This window comes from Brevundimonas poindexterae, assembly GCF_020524625.1.
Taxonomy (GTDB): Bacteria; Pseudomonadota; Alphaproteobacteria; order Caulobacterales; family Caulobacteraceae; genus Brevundimonas; species Brevundimonas poindexterae_A.
The window spans coordinates 99,887-118,963 of sequence record NZ_JAIVLL010000001.1 but is presented as its reverse complement, the minus strand read 5'-3'; the positions used below and the strand labels follow the sequence as shown (position 1 = coordinate 118,963).

General features: G+C 67.4%; 20 protein-coding genes. 11 read left to right on the top strand and 9 right to left on the bottom strand.

Annotation, left to right across the window (positions count from 1 at the left end; translation table 11 throughout):
• Window positions 1-5: 5 nt before the first annotated feature.
• From rpsR to LC068_RS00580, 5 genes are all read left to right on the top strand, one after another.
• Window positions 6-281, top strand: coding sequence for a 30S ribosomal protein S18 (gene rpsR, locus LC068_RS00600; protein WP_209119308.1), 276 nt, complete (start codon window positions 6-8; stop codon window positions 279-281).
• A gap of 1 nt (window position 282) precedes the next feature.
• A complete protein-coding gene (gene rplI / locus LC068_RS00595; protein WP_226633661.1) occupies window positions 283-867 on the top strand; it encodes a 50S ribosomal protein L9 in 585 nt (194 codons plus the stop codon).
• A gap of 137 nt (window positions 868-1,004) precedes the next feature.
• A complete protein-coding gene (locus LC068_RS00590; RefSeq protein ID WP_209119310.1) occupies window positions 1,005-1,382 on the top strand; it encodes a hypothetical protein in 378 nt (125 codons plus the stop codon).
• An 82-nt stretch (window positions 1,383-1,464) separates the two neighbouring features.
• Window positions 1,465-2,946 carry a replicative DNA helicase gene (locus tag LC068_RS00585; RefSeq protein ID WP_226633660.1) on the top strand — a complete coding sequence of 494 codons (1,482 nt, stop codon included), beginning with the start codon at window positions 1,465-1,467 and terminating at the stop codon, window positions 2,944-2,946.
• A 97-nt stretch (window positions 2,947-3,043) separates the two neighbouring features.
• Window positions 3,044-4,165: a hypothetical protein gene (locus LC068_RS00580; RefSeq protein ID WP_226633659.1), complete on the top strand. Its 1,122-nt coding sequence runs from the start codon at window positions 3,044-3,046 to the stop codon at window positions 4,163-4,165.
• Between the two features lie 31 nt (window positions 4,166-4,196).
• Here LC068_RS00580 and LC068_RS00575 read toward each other — a convergent pair whose 3' ends face one another.
• Entirely contained in the window at window positions 4,197-4,988 is a 792-nt protein-coding gene (locus LC068_RS00575) for a hypothetical protein (protein WP_226633658.1), read from the bottom strand.
• 108 nt (window positions 4,989-5,096) lie between these two features.
• Here LC068_RS00575 and alr point away from each other — a divergent pair, with 108 nt between their 5' ends.
• The 6 genes from alr to LC068_RS00545 all read left to right on the top strand — a co-directional run bounded on the left by alr (window position 5,097) and on the right by LC068_RS00545 (window position 12,248).
• A complete protein-coding gene (gene alr / locus LC068_RS00570; RefSeq protein WP_226633656.1) occupies window positions 5,097-6,134 on the top strand; it encodes an alanine racemase in 1,038 nt (345 codons plus the stop codon).
• Window positions 6,135-6,208: 74 nt separating this feature from the next.
• Window positions 6,209-7,585, top strand: a complete 1,377-nt coding sequence (gene radA / locus LC068_RS00565) for a DNA repair protein RadA (RefSeq protein ID WP_226633655.1) — start codon at window positions 6,209-6,211, stop codon at window positions 7,583-7,585.
• Window positions 7,586-7,750: 165 nt separating this feature from the next.
• Complete coding sequence (locus tag LC068_RS00560) at window positions 7,751-8,344, top strand: CvpA family protein (RefSeq protein WP_226633654.1); 594 nt, start codon at window positions 7,751-7,753, stop codon at window positions 8,342-8,344.
• Window positions 8,345-8,376: 32 nt separating this feature from the next.
• The gene (gene purF, locus LC068_RS00555) at window positions 8,377-9,882 is read left to right on the top strand and encodes an amidophosphoribosyltransferase (RefSeq protein WP_226633653.1); all 1,506 of its coding nucleotides are present in this window, start codon (window positions 8,377-8,379) and stop codon (window positions 9,880-9,882) included.
• Between the two features lie 68 nt (window positions 9,883-9,950).
• On the top strand, window positions 9,951-11,453 hold the full coding sequence (locus LC068_RS00550) for a carboxylesterase/lipase family protein (protein ID WP_226633652.1): 1,503 nt from the start codon (window positions 9,951-9,953) through the stop codon (window positions 11,451-11,453).
• 57 nt (window positions 11,454-11,510) lie between these two features.
• Complete coding sequence (locus LC068_RS00545) at window positions 11,511-12,248, top strand: SDR family NAD(P)-dependent oxidoreductase (RefSeq protein ID WP_226633651.1); 738 nt, start codon at window positions 11,511-11,513, stop codon at window positions 12,246-12,248.
• A 12-nt stretch (window positions 12,249-12,260) separates the two neighbouring features.
• Here the strand turns inward: LC068_RS00545 and LC068_RS00540 are convergent, their stop codons facing one another.
• From LC068_RS00540 to LC068_RS00505, 8 genes are all read right to left on the bottom strand, one after another.
• Window positions 12,261-12,767 (bottom strand): lysozyme inhibitor LprI family protein, encoded by a 507-nt coding sequence (locus tag LC068_RS00540; protein ID WP_226633650.1) that lies wholly within the window; start codon window positions 12,765-12,767, stop codon window positions 12,261-12,263.
• 35 nt (window positions 12,768-12,802) lie between these two features.
• Window positions 12,803-14,428 carry a ribosome biogenesis GTPase Der gene (gene der, locus LC068_RS00535; RefSeq protein ID WP_226633649.1) on the bottom strand — a complete coding sequence of 542 codons (1,626 nt, stop codon included), beginning with the start codon at window positions 14,426-14,428 and terminating at the stop codon, window positions 12,803-12,805.
• A 40-nt stretch (window positions 14,429-14,468) separates the two neighbouring features.
• Window positions 14,469-15,845, bottom strand: a complete 1,377-nt coding sequence (locus tag LC068_RS00530; RefSeq protein ID WP_226633648.1) for a PQQ-like beta-propeller repeat protein — start codon at window positions 15,843-15,845, stop codon at window positions 14,469-14,471.
• 23 nt (window positions 15,846-15,868) lie between these two features.
• A complete protein-coding gene (locus tag LC068_RS00525; RefSeq protein WP_226633647.1) occupies window positions 15,869-16,633 on the bottom strand; it encodes a tetratricopeptide repeat protein in 765 nt (254 codons plus the stop codon).
• Window positions 16,634-16,749: 116 nt separating this feature from the next.
• On the bottom strand, window positions 16,750-17,586 hold the full coding sequence (gene panB / locus LC068_RS00520) for a 3-methyl-2-oxobutanoate hydroxymethyltransferase (protein WP_226633646.1): 837 nt from the start codon (window positions 17,584-17,586) through the stop codon (window positions 16,750-16,752).
• Window positions 17,587-17,651: 65 nt separating this feature from the next.
• Window positions 17,652-18,071, bottom strand: coding sequence for a hypothetical protein (locus tag LC068_RS00515; RefSeq protein ID WP_226633644.1), 420 nt, complete (start codon window positions 18,069-18,071; stop codon window positions 17,652-17,654).
• Window positions 18,058-18,621, bottom strand: coding sequence for an RNA polymerase sigma factor (locus tag LC068_RS00510; RefSeq protein ID WP_226633642.1), 564 nt, complete (start codon window positions 18,619-18,621; stop codon window positions 18,058-18,060). Before LC068_RS00510 ends, LC068_RS00515 begins: the two co-directional genes overlap by 14 nt.
• A 26-nt stretch (window positions 18,622-18,647) precedes the next feature.
• Window positions 18,648-19,046 (bottom strand): DUF6249 domain-containing protein, encoded by a 399-nt coding sequence (locus LC068_RS00505; protein WP_226633640.1) that lies wholly within the window; start codon window positions 19,044-19,046, stop codon window positions 18,648-18,650.
• Window positions 19,047-19,077 lie beyond the last annotated feature (31 nt).

Sequence of the window (19,077 nt, the reverse complement as noted above, 5' to 3'; positions counted from 1 at the left end):
GCCACATGACCGATACCCAATCCCCCAAGCCGGGCGCCCCCGTCGGTGACGGCCCCGCCCGTCGTCCGTTCTATCGTCGCCGCAAGGTCTGCCCGTTCTCGGGCGATAACGCGCCGAAGATCGACTACAAGGACGTCAAGCTGCTGCAACGCTACATCTCGGAGCGCGGCAAGATCGTGCCGTCGCGCATCACCGCGGTGTCGCAAAAGAAGCAACGCGAGCTGGCCAAGGCCATCAAGCGCGCGCGTTACCTGGCCCTCCTGCCTTATGTGGTGAAGTAAGATGAAGGTCGTTCTGCTTGAACGCGTCGAGAACCTCGGCGCCATCGGCGACGTCGTGTCCGTCAAGGACGGCTTCGCCCGTAACTTCCTTCTGCCGCGCGACAAGGCCCGCCGGGCCACTGCCGCCAACCTGAAGGCTTTCGAAGTCGAACGCGCCGCCATCGAGGCCCGCAACGACAAGAACAAGGCCGAGGCCCAGAAGATCGCCGACAAGATCGACGGCCAGACCTATGTGATGATCCGTCAGGCCGGTGAAACCGGTCAGCTGTACGGTTCGGTCGCCGGGCGCGACGTCGCCGAGGCCATCCAGGCTGAAGGCGGCAAGGTCGAGCGCTCGCAGGTCGTGCTGCACTTCCCCATCAAGACGCTGGGCGTCCACGAGGTGCAGGTCCGCCTGCACGCCGAGGTCTCGGCCACCGTCAAGATGAACGTCGCGCGTTCGGCCGATGAAGCCGAGCGTCAGGCGCGCGGTGAGGACGTCATCCGCTCGCAGTTCGATGACGAGCGTCAGGCCGCCGAACAGGCTGCCGCGGACCTCATCGAAGGCGGCGCCGGTCAACAGGAAGGCTTCGGCGAAGAAGCCTGATCCCTGCGGATCGACGACAGATCAGGGCGCGTCTCCTGCGGGTGGCGCGCCCTTTTTCTTGGCGGGATCCCGGCCTGCACCGCGCCCCAGTTTTGACACGAGGCCGGACAACTCTCCCGCCATCGAGGGAGGGTCTCATGCGTATCGGTGCTTTGATCGCTCTGGCGGTCGTCGTTCTGGCGGGGGTCGCCCATGCCCAGGCGGCCATGAACCTGGACACCTTCGTCACCCGGGCCAATCGCATTCCGATGAACCCTGCGGCCATGCTGATGCCCGACGCCCACCGGCTGAAGGGAGAGGCCGAACGCGCCTTCACCGCCGTCGGCCGCGAGATCCGCGACGCCCGCGCCGCCGGTCGCACGCCCCCCGCCTGCCCGCCCGAGCGCCTCGACCTCAATCCGCGGCAGTTGCTGGATTATCTGAACGGCATTCCGCAGTCCCGCCGCCAGCGCATGACGGTGACGGACGGCATCCGGTCCTGGCTGGCCTCGCGTTATCCCTGTCCGGGCGGCTGATCCACAGCCCCCGCCAATCCGTCCCCGGCCAAGACAGGACAACCCCTGACTCCGGGGGGCCGCATCGGTTACACGTTAACCAATGAACGCCCTCGCTGCCCTCTCCCCGTCCGACGCCGGTCCCCAGTCCCTGCCTCACAACCTGGAGGCCGAACAGGCGCTGCTGGGCTGTCTGCTGTTCGACAACTCGGCCTTCGAGCGCCTGTCGGACAAGCTGCGGGGCAGTCATTTCTACGAGCCGTTCCACCAGCGGCTCTATGACGTGATCGAGGATCACATCCGCCAGGGCCTGCTGGCCGAGCCCACCCTGCTGATGGGGCGCTTCAAACAGGACCCGGCCTTCGAACAGTTCGGCGGCCTGCGCTATCTGGCCGATCTGGTGGACCGGGCCCCGCCCGCAGCCAATGCGCCGGACTATGCGCGGGTCATCTATGACCTGGCCCTCAGGCGCGACCTGATCCGTATCGGTGGCGACATCACCCGGGCGGCGCCGGACCCGGAAACCCCCGCGCTGGACCAGATCGAAAGCGCCGAACAGTCGCTCTACACCCTGGCCGAAACGGGCAAGCCGTCGTCGGGCTTCGTCAGCTTCTCGACGGCGCTGGCCGGTGCGGTGCAGATGGCGGGCGAGGCCTATCAGCGAGACGGCAAGCTGGCGGGCCTTGCAACCCAGCTGGATGACCTCGACCAGAAACTGGGCGGTCTCTATCCCTCTGACCTGTTGATCCTCGCGGGTCGCCCGTCGATGGGCAAGACGTCGCTGGCCACCAACGTCGCCTTCAACGTGGCCCGCAACTATCGCTGGGAGCCGACACCCGAGGGCCGCAAGACCGTATCGGGCGGCGTGGTGGCCTTCTTCTCGCTGGAAATGAGCGCCGAACAGCTGGCCATGCGGATTCTGGCCGATGCCTCGGGCATCTCGTCCGACCGGCTGAGAAAGGGCGAGATCGACGCTTCCGACTATGGCCGGCTGCGCGATGCCGCCATCGAGATCGGCGAGAGCCCGCTCTATATCGACGCCACCGGCGGCCTGCCCATCTCCAAGCTGGCCGCGCGCGCCCGCCGCCTGAAGCGCCAGGAACACGGGCTGGACCTGATCATCGTCGACTATCTGCAGCTGCTGACCGTGGGCGACGCCAACAGCCAGAAGAACCGGGTGCAGGAGGTCTCCGAGATCACCGGGGGCCTCAAGGCGCTGGCCAAGGAGCTGAACGTGCCCGTCATCGCCCTGTCGCAGCTGTCGCGTCAGGTCGAGAGCCGCGACGACAAGCGGCCCCAGCTGTCCGACCTGCGGGAATCGGGCTCGATCGAGCAGGACGCCGACGTGGTCATGTTCGTCTATCGCGAAAGCTACTATCTGGGCCGGTCCGAGCCGCGAGAGGGCACCGAGGCACACCTCAAGTGGCAGCAGGACATGGACCAGCTGCAGCACGTCGCCGAGGTTATCATCGGCAAGCAGCGTCACGGCCCGATCGGCACGGTCCGGCTGTCGTTCGACGCCGATACGACCCGCTTCGGCAACCTCGCCCACGACAACCGCTACGACAGCAGCAATTACGAGTAGAATTCCCGTGGCGGTCGATTGACAGGTTTGGAAAACCGTCAATAAATCAAGGCTGAGCAGCGGCGGGAGGTCGCGCTCGTTCCTTGGGGGGATTCCATTGCGTATTCTGATTGCCGCGCTTGGCGCGATGTCTCTTGCTGCCTGCGCCGGTACACCTGTGCCTCAGGCGAGACCTCTTAACACCGACCAGATTGCGGCCATGGGCTCGACGCGGGTCGTGGTTGTCGAGAACGACTACGGGGTCGGCAAGACCTGGTTCATGCAGAACAGCTCGGCCGCAGGTGCCCCATACGGTCTCGTCGGTGCGCTCGTCTCCGCAGGTCTGGATGCGATGATGAACTACGGTCCCAGCAAGCGGGCCTCACAGGCCGCCGACGAGATCGCTGTGGTGATGCCGGTCGACACGCTGAACGCTTCCCTGACGGGCAGTCTTCTGGCTCTGGTTCCGGTTGATGACTCCGGGGCCGGCGTGACCTTTTCCGAGGTGACGTCGGTTCAAAGGCTGGCGCCAGCCACGCCCGAAGACGATGCGATCGAGGTTGCGGCCACCTATTGGCTGTCCGAGGACGCCACCACGCTGATGATCACGATCACGGCGAGCTACAGCAGCGAGGAGATTCCGTACGTCACACCCTACACGTTTGAAGACTCGCCGCCCAAGGCGGAGCTGTCGGGACCGACCTACAGAAACACCTTCGTCTATTATTCGGCACATCTGCCGGTCCCGGAGCTGACCCCTGAGCTGCAGCAAGAACTCATCGCCTCGATCGAGAACAGCGCTCGGGACGAGTCCGGCGCCCTGCCCGCAGAAGGAACGGACGAATATCGGGCCATGACCCGGGAGCTCGAAGAGGCACGCGACAACAAGCTGACCCGTGCCGAGATATCCATCTTCCTCACGCGCGAATGGCTCAAGGACGACGGTCGCCTGATCCGGGCCGAGGTCGATAACGCTCACGCCCTGGCCAGCCGTTACCTCCTGCTCGACCTCAACCAGACGGCTGTGCCGACCTTTGAGGGCGAGGGCCAGGAGCTGGTCGAAACCCTGCCGGACGGGCGCACAGTCAGCCGTATCTCGGGGGGCCTGATGGCCGGATCCTATGTCTCGGCGCCGGCCGAGTTTTCGCCGCATGTCGCCTTCGGAAACGCGATCAATCACGCCCGCGTGCACCTTGAGCGCATGAAAACGCTGCGGGACGCCGCCCGGTCGGCTCGCTAGCAGGAGAATTCGGGTGGCGGCTACGTCCCGGTTATAGCGCACCGCCACCCAGTCCCGACGCCACGATCAGACAGAACGCTGCGTACAGGACCCCGGCAGCTATGATCCACGCCCGGCGGCGCGGGATCGGTTGCAACGGCATTTGCGCCGTGGGGCCGAACCGTTCTGCCAGAACCAGGGCGAGCACCAGTCCCAGTGGGGCCAGTCCCAGCGTCAGGGCTGTGTCGCGAATGCCGCCCAGTCGATCACCGGCAAACAGGGCGGCCGATGCCGTGAGCGCTATCATGCCCGCCGCCCAAGGGACCAGGAACCGTCGCCTGTCGCCGGCCGGGTCTCCGCCCGCCGACAGCGTCCGCATGCCTCGTGTCAGGCCGCGACGCGTCAGGTCGTAGCCCAGCGCGCCCACCGCCACGGCGACGACACGCCACGACGACGGCCATGCGAGCTGACCGGCGGCAAAGCTCCAGTCACCGGAACCCGTCAGACCGTTCACGACGAGCTGCGAGAAGAACCAGAACAGTGCCAAGCCCCCGGTCAGCAGCAGAAAGACCCGCATCTCCTTCAGCCTGACACGACGGCTGGCCGTCAGGGCCATCGCCAGCACACCCAACGCCAGATTGCCCAATGGCCCGCCCAGATCGGTCAGGCCATTGCCACCGTCGCAGCGGAAGAAGATGGTCGTGACCAGTCTTACCTCGCCGCCCGCCGCGAGGCATCCCGCGCTGTGTCCCACCAGCTCGTGGGACGCGACGGCAGTCAGCGCGGCCAGCACGCCGATCGCGGCGAGGGTGAGGAGATCGTCGCGAACCGGCTGCGTGCTCATTCCGAAGGAAGGCGCGATTTCCGGTCGTCTGGCAATCCCGTTTGAAGGCGGTCGGAAATTTCCGTCAAACCGGTTCGCAGGCCCTACAGGTTGCGGCATAAGCCGGGGATGCTCTCCCCGGCCAGTCTTTCCGTCGATCTCGACGCCCTCGCACAGAATTTCCACACGCTGGAACGCCTGACCGGGCGGCCGGTACAGCCCGTGGTCAAGGCCGATGCCTATGGCCTCGGCGCCGAGGCCTGCGTCACCCGTCTGATGCAGGCGGGGGCGGGCACCTTCTTCGTCGCCCGTCTGGTCGAGGGTCTGGCCCTGCGCGAGGCCATGGGAGCGACCCCCATCATCTATGTGCTGGATGGATGCACCGCAGGCGCCGCGGCAGCCCTTCGAGACGCAGACCTCCGCCCGGTCATCAACCACGCCAATCAACTGGCCCGCTGGCAAGAGGCGGGCGGCGGCGCGTGCGGCCTGCACATCGACACCGGCATGAACCGGCTGGGCTTTCGCCCGGAGCAGGCCCCGGCCGCCTTCCCCGGACTGGAACTGGTGATCAGCCACCTCGCCTGCGCCGATGAGCCGGACAGCCCGATGAACCGGCAACAGCGCGACACCTTTGCCGACGTCCGCAGTCGCTATCCCGACATCCCCGCCTCCTTCGCCAATTCAGGCGGCTGTTTCCTGGGGCCCGACTATGGCTTCGACGCCGTTCGGCCCGGCATCAGCCTGTGGGGCGGTGGACCCGAGGGGCGGCCCGACCCGCGTATCAAGGCCGTCGCCACCTTCAGCGCGCCGATTCTGCAGGTGCGGCCGGTCCCCGTCGGCGAGAGCGTCGGCTATGCCCGGGGCAAGGTGGCCGACCAGCCGCTGACCGTCGCGACCGTCGGCGCGGGCTATGCCGATGGCGTCATGCGCGCCACCAGCCCGAGGGGCCAGGTCTTCGTCGCCGGGCAGCTGCGGCCGATTCTGGGGCGGATATCCATGGACGCGCTGGCGGTCGACATTACCGGACTGGATGTGGTCGAGGGCGACCGGGTCGAACTGTTTGGCCCCAACCGGCCGATCGACGATGCCGCGCGCGACACCGGCACCATCGCCTATGAGCTGCTGACTTCGGTCGGCAGCCGGGTGGATCGCACCTACACCGGGTAGGGCTACGTCAGGATCGGTCGCAGGCCACTCCCGACCCTCTGCGCCCGGCACCGAAATCGGTGTAAGCGAACCGCATGGCTCGTGACTCATCCCAATACATCTGCCGCGTCTGCGGGGCCGTCCATGCCAAATGGGCGGGTCAGTGTTCCGCCTGCGGCGAATGGAACTGCCTGACGGAAGAGACTTCAAGCGCCCCGCCCGGAGCGCTCAGGCCGGCCACGACCAAGCGTGCGCGCGGCATCCAGTTCGAGGACCTGCGCTCCGAAAACCCCGATCCGCCCCGCCTGATCACCGGCGTCGGAGAGTTCGACCGCGTGTGCGGCGGCGGCCTGGTGCCCGGCTCGGCCCTGCTGATCAGCGGGGATCCGGGGGTCGGCAAGTCGACCCTGTTGCTGGAGGTCTGCGCCCGCGCGGCGCTGAAGGGCGCCAAGGTCGCCTATCTGTCCGGCGAGGAAGCGGTCGAGCAGATCCGCTCGCGCGCCCGGCGCATGGGCCTGTCGGAGGCCGACGTCGCCCTCGCCTCGGCCACGGCCCTGCGCGAGATTGTCGCCACCCTGAAGCGCGAGGCCTTTGATCTGGTGGTGATCGATTCCGTCCAGACGCTGTGGTCCGACGTGCATGAGGCCGGGCCCGGCTCGATCGTCCAGGTCCGGGCCTGTGCGTCCGAACTGGTACGGCTGGCCAAGGCCGGCGGGCCGGCCATGATCCTGGTCGGCCATGTGACCAAGGACGGACAGGTCGCCGGACCCCGGGTGGTCGAGCACATGGTCGATGCGGTGCTGAATTTCGAGGGTGAGCGCGGCTATCCGTTCCGGGTCCTGCGCGCCGGCAAGAACCGCTTTGGCGCCACCGACGAGATCGGCGTCTTCGAAATGGGCGACACGGGGTTGCGCGAGGTTACCAATCCCTCCTCCCTGTTCCTCGGCGACCAGAATGGCGAGCGGGCCGAGCGCGAACCGGGGACCGCCGTCTTTGCCGGGATCGAGGGCTCACGCCCGGTGCTGGTCGAGATCCAGGCCCTGTCGGCGCCGTCGGCCTATGGCACGCCGCGTCGGGCGGTGGTGGGCTGGGATTCCGGCCGCCTCGCCATGGTGCTGGCCGTGCTGGAGTCGCGCTGTGGCCTCGGCTTCGGCGACCGCGACATCTATCTGAACGTCGCCGGCGGACTGAAGATCAACGAGCCGGCCGCCGACCTCGCCGCCGCCGCTGCGCTGATCAGCTCGGTCTGCGACAAACCCCTGCCGCGCGGCTGCGTCGTGTTTGGCGAGATCGGCCTGTCGGGCGAGGTCCGGGCCGTGGGCCGGGCCGAAGCGAGGCTGCGCGAGGCCATGAAGCTGGGCTTTGACAAGGCACTCTGCCCCCCGCTCAGTCACGAGCCCACCGACATGGCCGCCACCTCGCTCAGCCGCCTGGCCGAGGCGGTCGAACGAATCTCGCAAAGCAGGTATTAGATGCTTGTCTCCTCCCTGTTCGCGCCGCGAACGGGGAGGTGGATCGGCGGCGCAGCCGACGAGACGGAGGGGTTGTGAGGCGATCCGGAACAGGTCAGCGGGGCGAAAAGTGCCCCTCCACCGCTTCGCGGTCCCCCTCCCCATTTGCAATGGGGAGGAGACGCCATGACCGCCTATGACGTCTTTGCCGTACTGGTGCTGCTGGCCTCGGGGGCCGCGGGCTGGATCCGGGGCGGCACGCGCGAGCTTCTGACCCTGCTCAGCTTTGTGCTGGCGGCCTTCATTGCCCTGATCGCCCTGCCCTTCTCCGCCCCGATCGGCAAGTCGCTGGTCGATCCCGACTGGGCCGGGACCCTGCTGGCGGCGCTCGCCAGCTTCCTTCTGGTCTATTTCGGCGTGCGCATCTTCGGGTCGACCCTGTCGCGGAGGGCCCAGGCCCATCCGCATCTGGGCGGCATCGACCGGTTTTTCGGCATCTTCGTCGGACTGGCCCGGGCGCTGGTCCTGATCGGGGCGATCCATCTGGTGGTCGTGGCCGCCATGCCCGGAGAGAAGACGCCACGCTGGCTGGGCGAAGCCGCCCTCTATCCCGTCAGCGCCGGCGCCGCGCGCATGATCCAGTTCATCCTGCCCGGTATCGGACGGGGCGCCGACGCCCTCGTGCCCGTGGTAGACTCGTCCGTACGCCAAGGGTTTTCCGATCAGGATGCCTTGCCGAAAACACAAACAGCGCCTAACTCGCCCGACACCGCCCGCTAGTTATTTCCCCCAGGTCATCGGAGCCGCCGACGATGTCCCACCGCCTCGCCGATCCCGTCGTCCACCATTGGCCCGAGCGCGAGGCTGAGGATGATCAGCTGCGGCTGGAGTGCGGAGTGTGCGGGGTCTGGGGCGCTGCGGCCAACGAAGCTTCTTCCATCGTCGCGCTGGGCCTGCATGCGCTACAGCACCGCGGACAGGAAGCCTGCGGCATCGCCAGCGTCGCCGACACTCATTTCCACACCGAGCGGCATGTGGGCCTGGTGGGGGAAGCTTTCGGCAGCACCGACCTGACCGGTCGCCTGCCCGGCTCGGCCGCGGTCGGCCATACCCGTTATTCCACCTCGGGCGGCAGCTTCCTGCGCAATATCCAGCCGATGTTCGCCGATCTGGACACCGGCGGCATCGCCGTGGCGCACAACGGCAATCTGACCAACTTCCTGTTCCTGCGGAACCAGCTGGTCTCGGAAGGTGCCATCTTCCAGTCGACCTCCGACTCCGAAGTCATCCTTCACCTGATCGCCCGCAGCCGTAAGGCCAGGGTGGTCGACCGCTTCATCGACGCCCTGGCCCGGATCGAGGGCGGCTATGCCCTCGTCGCCCAGACGCCGAAGAAGATGATCGGCGCGCGCGACCCGCTGGGCATCCGCCCGCTGGTGCTGGGTCAGCTGGGCGACGCCTGGGTGCTGGCCTCCGAGACCTGTGCGCTCGACTCCATGGGCGCCACCTTCGTGCGTGACGTCGAGCACGGCGAGGTCGTGGTGATCGATGAGAACGGCGTCAGCTCGATCAAGCCCTTCCCGGCGCGCGCGGCCCGTCCCTGCCTGTTCGAATACGTCTATTTCGCCCGCCCCGACAGCGTGGTGAACGGCCGCTCGGTCTATGAGGTTCGCAAGCGCATGGGTCAGGGTCTGGCCCGCGAGCATGCGGTGGAGGCCGATGTGGTCGTACCGGTGCCCGACTCGGGCGTGCCCGCCGCCCTCGGCTATGCCCAGGCCAGCGGCATTCCCTATGAGATGGGCATCATCCGCAGCCACTATCTGGGTCGGACCTTCATCCAGCCCAGCCAGGGCGCCCGCCAGAAGGGCGTGCGCATGAAGCACAGCCCCAACCGCTCGGTGCTCGAGGGCAAGCGGGTGGTGCTGATCGACGACTCGATCGTGCGCGGCACCACCTCGGTCAAACTGGTGCGCGCCGTGCGTGCCGCCGGAGCCACCGAAGTCCACCTGCGCTCGGCCAGCCCGCCGATCGTCTATCCCGACTTCTACGGCATCGACATGCCCGAGCGGGAGCAGCTGCTGGCCGCCAACAAGACGCTCGAGGAAATGTGCGCCCACCTCGAGGTCGACAGCCTGGGCTTCCTGTCGGTCGACGGCCTGTATGCCGCCATGGAGGCCGGTCCGCGCGACCCGGCCAATCCCCAGTTCACCGATCACTACTTCACCGGCGACTATCCGACCCGCCTTCTGGACCGGGAAATCGCCGAGGGCGGTCGCAGCGCCAATCCGCGCCAGCTGTCGCTGCTGGTCAGCGCCTGATCCTTGCCTCCCTTTAACTTGCGCCGACGCTTGCGAAGTCGGTAGCTTGCTGCTGAGGGGGACGTTCCATGTTGATCCTGGCTGCCCTGTTCCACCTTATGGTCGCGGACCCGACCGTCCACGTTCATCAGGGAGATCTGCGCGGGGTCACGCTCGAAGACGGCGGAGCCGTGTACCGCGGCGTGCCCTATGCCCGCCCGCCGGTTGGTGACCTCAGATGGCATGACCCCCTGCCCCCGGAAAGCTGGACCGGCGTGCGCAGCGCAGATCACTTCGCACCCGCCTGCATGCAGACCGGCACGTCCATGCCGGACGAAGCGCCGACGCCGGTCAGCGAGGACTGCCTCTACCTGAACATCTGGGTGCCGCAGGACGCTGGCGATCGCCCCCTGCCGGTTATCGTCTGGATTCACGGAGGCGGCTTCGTGAATGGGGCGACCGCGGCGCCGGTTTATGATGGCGCAGGGCTGGCCCGCCACGGCGCCATCGTCGTGACGATCTCCTATCGCCTCGGCCTCCTAGGCTTTCTCGCCCATCCGGAGCTCACTGCCGAGGCCGACGGTGTCGGCTCCGGCAACTATGGCCTGATGGACCAGATCGCGGCGCTTGAATGGGTTCGCGACAACATCGCCGCCTTTGGCGGCGACCCTGATCGGGTGACGATTGCCGGCCAGTCTGCGGGGGCCACGTCGGTCACCATCCTGATGGCCTCTCCACGGGCCAGAGGGTTGTTTCAACGCGCCATCGCGCAAAGCGGCGGCCTGTTCGAGCCGATCGAGCTGGCACCGCGATATCGACTGCCGGCGTCCGAGGCTGAAGGCCTTGCCTTTGCCACAGCGATGGGCGCGGAGACCCTGGATGAGCTTCGTCTGATCCCCGCCGAGACGATCGCCAGCGCGCCGCAAAACCGCCGGGCCCACCCGACCCTCGAGGGGCGCGTGCTTCCCCGGGCTCCGTTCGATGTATTCGTCGCCGGGGATCAGGCCCGCGTTCCGCTATTGCTGGGGTTCAACGCCGACGAAGCCCGATCACTGAGCCGGTTCGACGACGTGACTGACCTTGAGGCGGAGGTCCAACGCCGTTGGGGCGATCTGCCGCCCGCGCTGATTGATCCCTACCGGGCCCTGCCTCCGTCAGAGGGCATGGCCGCCTTCGAGCGAGATCTCCGGTTCGGGTGGGACATCTGGCGCTGGGCCAGACTGCAGACCGACAGCGGTTCGCCGGCCTGGCTCTACCACTTCGAGCGGGTGCCGCCGGTGCCGTCCGATGCCGTTCAGGCCCACTGGCAAGCCGGGCACTTCGTCGACCTCTGGTACATGTTCGATTCCCTGGATCAACACCCCTGGGCCTGGACCCATGAGGATCATCGACTGGCAGACCTGATGGCCGGCTCCTGGGTCCGTTTCGCCCGCACCGGCGATCCGAACCCATCCGACGACGTGTTCTGGCCGGTCTTCGCGGGACCCGAGGGGCCGGCCCTGATACTCGATGCGACGCCAAAAGTCGGCGACCTGCCGAATGTCGAGGCCCTCAAAGCCTTCGACCGCGTTTACGACAGCCTGCGACAGTAGGCACGCCGGGCGCGACAGGCCTTTCGGCGGGGCGCGGCGCGCGCTATTGAGCCGCCCATGTCCGACTTCCCCCTGAAAGACCGTATAGCCCTGATCACCGGCGCCTCGCGCGGCATCGGCTATGAAGCGGCGCTGGGCCTGGCCCGCGCTGGCGCCCATGTCGTGGCCACGGCCCGCACCCAGGGCGGCCTGGAGGAGCTGGACGACGCCATCTTCGCCGCGACCGGCCAGCATGCCACCCTGATCCCGTTCGATCTGGTCGATGGCGGGGCGATCGACCGGCTGGGCGGCGCCCTCTATGAGCGCTTCGGCCGACTGGACATCTGGGTCAACACGGCCGCCACCCTGGGCGCCGAGGGCCTGACCCCCGTCGCCCATGCCGACCCCCGCCAGTTCGCCAAGATCGAAAAGGTCAATCTGACCGCCGTCTACCGGCTGATCCGGTCGCTGGAACCGCTGCTGCGGGCGTCTGATGCCGGCCGCGCCATCCATCTGACCACCAGTCTCGCCAATGCGCCCAAGGCCTTCTGGGGCAGCTATGCCGCGACCAAGGCGGCCGCCGAGGTGCTGGTCCGCTGCTGGGCCGACGAGATCGAGTCCACCCCGATCCGCGCCACCGTGCTGGATCCCGGCCGCATGCGCACCCGCCTGCGCGCCCAGGCTTTCCCCGGCGAGGATCCCGAGACCCTGCCCCACCCGTCGGAAATCGTGCCGCTGATTGTCGATCTGGCCCGCGGCGATCAGGTGCCGCCGGTCATGGTCAGCTTCAGGGAGTGGAAGGCCGCGCAGGCCTGATCCGCAGAGCGCCTAGGGCTCCGGCAACACCGGCGGAGAGTTGTCCATATGGGTCAGATGGTTGGCCCAGATCGTGTGCGTCCGTTGCTCCGTCAGCTCGATCCAGCAGCCCTGCCACATGATGCCGCGAATGGTCCCGCCTTTCCACTGCTCATAGACGGCCTGACACGCCTGGTCGGCATAGAATACCCAGGTGACCTGCGAGGCTTCGAGATAGCGCGCCGTCTCCACCCGCACGGATCCGACGGTTTCCGCATCCGACTCCTCTGCGCGGTCGAGAGCCACATCGAGGTAGCGGAACATCTGCTCTTCGGCCCGCGCGACGTCGAGCGCGCCACAGACGTTCATCTCCAGCGTGGTCATCGCCTCCGCACAATCGGTGACGTCGAACTCTGCAACGCGCGCTTCGGCCGCTTCGACGGCGCGACGGCCACAGGCGAGGCGGTCTTCTGGAGCAACCTCATGACAGCCGACAGGGTCCGCCTGAAGCAGGGCCAGCACCATCAGAGTTGAGATCATGGTCGGTCCCTCGGTTTGATCCGGCTGACCTTACCCTACTTCTTCGGCGCGTGCTTCTGGCCGGTGCGGATGCGGCCGGAGCGGCTGACCTGGCGGGCGCCGCCGCGGGCCCCCTTCTGGATGGCCACGCTCTGGCCAGCCTTCTTGGAGGACCGGGCCTTCAGGCCGCTGATCACCTTGGGTTTGGGACCGCTGGCCTTCTTCTGCTCCAGCGCCTTGCCGGGCAGGTTCGAGAGGGCCTCGGCCTTTTCGGCCTTCTTGATCCGCCGCGGCGCGGTCTTGGCCGTGCCCTTGTAGCGTTCCGGCCCCGACTTGGCCCCGCCCTCGGCATAGGGGTTGGCGCCGCCCGACTTGACCGTCAATCGGATCGGCGTACCTGGCAGATCAAAACTCTCACGCAGAGTGTTGATCAGATAGCGTTTATAGGTGTCGGGCATGGCCGAGGCCCGGCTGGCGAACAGCACGAAGGTCGGCGGCCGGGCCTTGGTCTGGGCCATGTATTTCGGCTTGATACGCTTGCCGTCGACGGCGGGCGGCGGGTGCCGCTGGGTTGCCATGGCCAGCCAGTCGTTCAGGTCACGGGTCTTGACCTTCACCGACCAGGTCTCGTGCGCCTTGATGATCGCCGGCATCAACCGGTCGACGCCCCAGCCGGAGTGGGCCGACAGGGCCACGAACGGCGTGCCGCGCAGCTGAGGCAGCTTGCTGTCGGCCAGGCGGGTCAGTTCGGCCAGACGCGCCTGGGGCTCTTCCTCGAGATCCCATTTGGAGGCGACATAGACCAGCGCCCGGCCCTCGCGCTCGACCAGATCGGCCAGCTGCAGGTCCTGGATGTCAAAGGCATTGTCCTTGTCCATCACCAGCACGACGACCTCGGCGAAGGTGATGGCGCGCAGGGTGTCGGCGACCGAAAGCTTTTCGAGCTTCTCCTGCACCCGCGCTTTGCGCCGCAGACCGGCGGTGTCGACGAAGCGGACGGCCCGGCCCTCCCATTCCCAGTCGACCGAGATGGAGTCGCGCGTGATGCCCGCCTCGGGGCCGGTCAGCAGACGGTCCTCGCCCAGCATCCGGTTGACCAGGGTCGACTTGCCCGCATTCGGACGGCCGATAACGGCGATGCGGATCGGCTTGTCGGCCTCATCCTCGTCATCATCGACGAAGGATTCCTGTCCGGCCGCGGCGACCAGAGCGGCATAGAGGTCTGCCATGCCCTCGCCATGCTCGGCCGACAGCGGAACAGGCTCGCCAAAGCCCAGCGAGTGGGCCTCGCCCACGCCCCCGCCGCTCTCGCGGCTTTCCGACTTGTTGGCGACCAGCACGACCGGCTTGGGCTGACGCCTGAGGCGTTCAGCGAAGATGCGGTCCAGCGGCGTTACCCCCTCGCGCGCATCCATCATGAACAGGATCAGGTCGCCGTCGCTGATGGCGGCCTCGGTCTGCTCGCGCATGCGCGATTCCAGACTGTCGTCGCTGATGTCCTCAAAGCCCGCCGTGTCGATCAGGGTCAGGTCCAGATCGCCGAGAGTGCCCTTGGCATAGCGGCGGTCGCGGGTGACGCCCGGCCGGTCATCGACCAGCGCCACACGCTTTCCCACCAGCCTGTTGAACAGGGTGGACTTACCCACATTGGGGCGGCCGACAATGGCGAGTTTCAGGGCCATATCGGCGTCTAGCCTGTTTCTGGCGTGGCTGGAAGGCGGATCAGCGGATGCTGATCAGCTCGCCCCGATCGGTGACGACCAGCAGGGCCCCGTTATAGGCGCTCGGCGCGACGAATGCGGGGGCGCCCAGACGCAGGGTCGCGGTGACCTCGCCCGTCTTGGGGTTGAGGGCCACCAGCTCACCGTCCGAATTGGTCAGCACCAGCCGGTTCGACGCCAGCAGCGGGCCCGACCAGGTCGGGCGCACGGTGCGATCAAAGAAGCCGAAGAAGCCACCTTCCTGACGCACGCGACCTTCGTTCAGGTCACGGGTCCAGTAGACCTGGCCCGACTCGCGGTTGACCACCGTCAGTTCGCCCAGCTTGGACACCACATAGACCACGTCACCGACCGGCAGGGGAGCGTTGACCGAGGCGACCGGCACCTGCCAGCGGGGCTGGCCGCTGCGGACATCCATCGAGGCCAGCACGCCGGCGTGGCTGACAGCATAGACGAAGCCGCGGCTGACGACCGGCCGACCGGCGATGTCGCGAATGTCCGACAGGGCGCTGGTGCGGGTCGAGCGCGACAGTTCCTGTTGCCAGACCGGTTGGCCGGTCGAGGCGCGCAGGGCGAACACTTCCCCTGACGACATCGGCGCGATGACCGTTTCGCCCGTCACCGCCGGGCTGGAGGCACGCATGATGCGGGCCGGCTCGACGATCCCGCGATAGGACCACTCGATCTCCCCGGTCTGGGTGTCGAAGGCGATGATCTGGTTGTCGATGTCGACCACATAGACCTTGGTGCCGGCCACCGTCGGGGCGCCGTGAATCGGCACGTCCACGGGCGTCTGCCACAGCATGGCACCGGTCGCCTGGTCGAAGGCCGTCATGGTGCGATAGCCCGACGACACGAACACCTTGCCGCCGCCGAGGGCCACGCCACCGCCAAAGCCGCCGCCTTCACGCCCCTCGGGCTTGACCGAGGCACGCCAGGCCACAGCACCCGTCTGCGCGTCGACAGCCGAGACCGTGGCCTCGCCGTCCATCACGAAGATGCGGCCGTTCTCGGCGACCGGCTGAGCCATGATCTGACGGGTGCGCGCAGAGCCGGCCCCGATGTCACGACGCCAGGCGATGGTGAAGTCAGCACCGGCGATGGCGTGCTCGACCGCGTTTTCGGCGTTGCCGCCCGGCGCGGGCCAGGACACGACAGCCTGCGGACCGGGCAGGAAGAAGTCACGACCGGCCAGCGCGGGCGAAGGCGCGAGGGCCTGGTCGAATTCGAGAACCGACAGGCGTTCCCCTTCCGAGGCGACCGCACCGGCGTCCGGCGAGCGCCCGAGGCTGAAGGGCAGCAGATTGCTGACCGTGCCGCAGGCCGTGACGGTGAGGGCAGCGCCACAGACCATGAGTGTTCTGGCGAACCGGTTCATTGGAGAACTCCTGAACTGTGACGTCATTCGGCGGCCGGAGCCTGGGCTTCCGCGGGGGCTCCGCCGGCCGGCGCGGCGTCAGGCGATACGATTTCGGGCGCGGCCGACTGGGCTTCCAGCACCTGTCCGATGCCGCCCAGGGTTCCGCCGTCGATCATGCCGATCGCCGCCTGGGCGCGCTGGCGGATCGTATCCGGCACGTTCTGGCCGAGTTGCAGCTGAACGAAGGTAGCGCGGGCCTCGGTGGTCTTGCCGTGCTGGATCTGCGCCATGGCCAGCGCCTCGAGCGCCTCAGCCCGGAAGGGACGGCCCTCGCGGGTCAGCGGGGTCAGACGCTTTTCAACATCCTCGTAGCTGGCATCGGTATCCATCACCAGCAGGGCGGCCTTGAACGCCGAGGAGTCCGACATCAGCGGATCGCCGATCGCCTTGGCCGACTGGTCCAGCAGATTGATGGCGTCGTCCACACGGTTGGACGTCAGGGCCAGACCGGCGCGCTGCGCCAGGGCCATCGACTTGTAGGCGCCATTGCCCACCTGGGCGGCTTCCTGGAAGGCCGACTCGGCCGCGGCCAGATCATTCGAGCGCAGGGCTTCGATGCCGCGCTCATAGGCGACCGACGCCTTGCCGGCGCGCGAGCTCTCATTGGCCTGCCAGCCCCACCAGCCCAGCGCCGCGATCAGCGCCAGCAGCAGCACGCCACCCAGCACCGGCAGCCAGGTCCTGGCCAGACGCTTGTAGCGTTCGGAGCGAAGCTCCTCCTCGACCTGCTCGAAGATATCCGTCACGAAAAGCACGCCCCAAGTCGTTGTTCAGAGTTCGGCGCGACCCTAGAGCATTTTCCGCCCGGGTCGAGACGTCCCCCCTTGAAAAAACCGCATAATCGTCCGTCGCGGATCGCCCGCTAGGTGCCGACCGGCTTGCGCGAGAAATAGGTCTCGACTTCGGCAGGAAAACGGCGGGCCCGCACGTCATCGGCATAGGCGGTCACGCCCTCGACGATATGGCCGCGCATATCGCCATAGCGGCGCACGAATTTGGGCGTCCAGTCGAACAGGCCCAACATGTCCGGCGTCACCAGAATCTGGCCGTCGCACTCGGCTGAGGCGCCGATTCCGACCGTCGGCACGGGGATGGCACGGGTGATCTCGCCCGCCAGATCCGCCGCCACGCCCTCGATGACCACGGCAAAGGCTCCGGCATCGGCGGTGGCCTCGGCCTCGGCCATGACCCTCAGGCGTTCAGCCTCGGTACGCCCCTTGGCCTTGAACCCGCCCTCGGTCAGCACCGCCTGGGGGCGCAATCCGACATGGCCCATCACCGGAATGCCCCGCTCGACCAGATAGGCGATGGTCTGGGGGACTGTGGGGCCGCTTTCCAGCTTGACCCCCTGGGCGCCGGTTTCCTTCATCACCCGGGCGCAGTTCTCGTAGGCCAGTTCCTTGCCGCCCTCATAACTACCGAACGGCATGTCGACGACCACCATGGCCCGCCGCGCGCCGCGCATGACGGCCTGGCCGTGCAGGATCATCATCTCAAGGGTTACACCGACAGTGTTCGGCAGGCCGTGGACCACCATGCCGACGCTGTCGCCGACCAGCAGCAGATCGCAGTAATCGTCCAGCAGGGTGGCGGTCGGTGCGTCATAGGCCGTCAGGCAGACCAGGGGCTCCTTGCCCTTGCGGGCCTGGATGTCCGGCGCCGCCAGTCTGCGGACGGTCTCCTGTTTCTGGCTCGACATAGTGGGCTCCCGGTCGGCTTGTGCGGCGCAGCATAGACCCGGACGCCCGCGGCGTCACCCGCCGCTCAGACGTCCTGCGACAGGCGCACCACTCCGGCGAGGGCCAGGGCGACCAGCGCACCGGCGGCAATCCAGAACATCTGCATGCTGCCCACGCCGCCGAGCGTCAGGTCCGCCACGCCCCAGTTCTCCAGAACTCCGTGGATCGCGGTCGCCACATCCATGTTCACAGAACGGGAGGCCGATTCCGCCATCTGGACGCCCGGGACGTTGTCGGCGCCCGACAGGTCGACATCGAGGCTCAGCATTTCCCGGAGCGCCAGCACACCGCCGAAGGCGCCGGCGACGCCAAGGCCGGCGGCGCGCCAACGGGCACCGGACTGCAGTCGCGTCTCGACACCGGCCACGAACAGGGGGGTGTCGGCCATCGGGGCCGCGCGCTCGAAGGCGCGCTCGATGAAGGGGTCGAATTCATCCGCTGACATGTGACGCCCTCCCGCTTTCGCCCATCCCCGGATCGAGGATCTGGCGGAGTTTATCCAGACCACGTTTGACATGAGACTTCACCGTTCCAAGCGGCAGATTTAGGGCAGTCGCGATCTCCGGATGGGTCATTCCGGCGCCGTGACCGAGAGAGACGCACAGTCGCTCTACCTCACTCAGGGTCTGCAGGGCCGCATCCAGGTCGAACCGCCCGAGAGGGTCGACGCTGACCGCCTCGTCCCCGGCCGCATCTTCGGAGACATAGCGGGCTTCCTTGTCGCGCCGCTTCAGATAGAGGCGCGCCGCGATACGCCGGACCCAGGCGGAGAACGTCCCCTCCCCGCGAAATTCGGCGCTCCGCTCGAAGGCGACGATGAAGGCGTCCTGCGCAATATCGTCGGCCAGGGCGGGCTGCGCACCCATCCGGCGAAGCAGGGCGCGGACCGACGAGGAGTGTCGGCGCACCAGTTCACCGAAGGCCGCGCGGTCGCTGGCCGCCGCCAGGGCGGCCAGCTCCACATCGTGCCGGTCGGACAGGCCGGATCGGGTCATGACATTCGTCCCCTCGGATCCCGACCTCAGTCCACGTTTTTGTTGAAGAAGCTCAGCACCAGGAAGGCCAGGCCGATGGTGGCCGGGATCACGGCGAAGGCCAGCATGCCGTCACCGACGTTGTCGCTCCAGTTGCGATCGCCCAGGTCCTGGACCAGGCCGAACCCGGCGATGCCGATCCCGACGGCCAGCCACATCACGCCGCGACGGATGTCCCGGGTGCGTGACGGAAGATTCTTGGTGATGTCCTTGCTCAGGGCGTCGATCACTTCCGGCGGCAGGGGCTGACCCTTGTCGATCGCGCTCCTGACCGTGGCCTGAATCTCGCGGCGTTCGCGACTCTTCAGCCAGCTCGGTCCGACGACAATGGCCGTGATGGTGCCGAACACCGCCAGAATGGCCACGACGGGAATGAAGTCTTCCATGACTAATCCTCTCAGGGGCCTGAAACAGAAT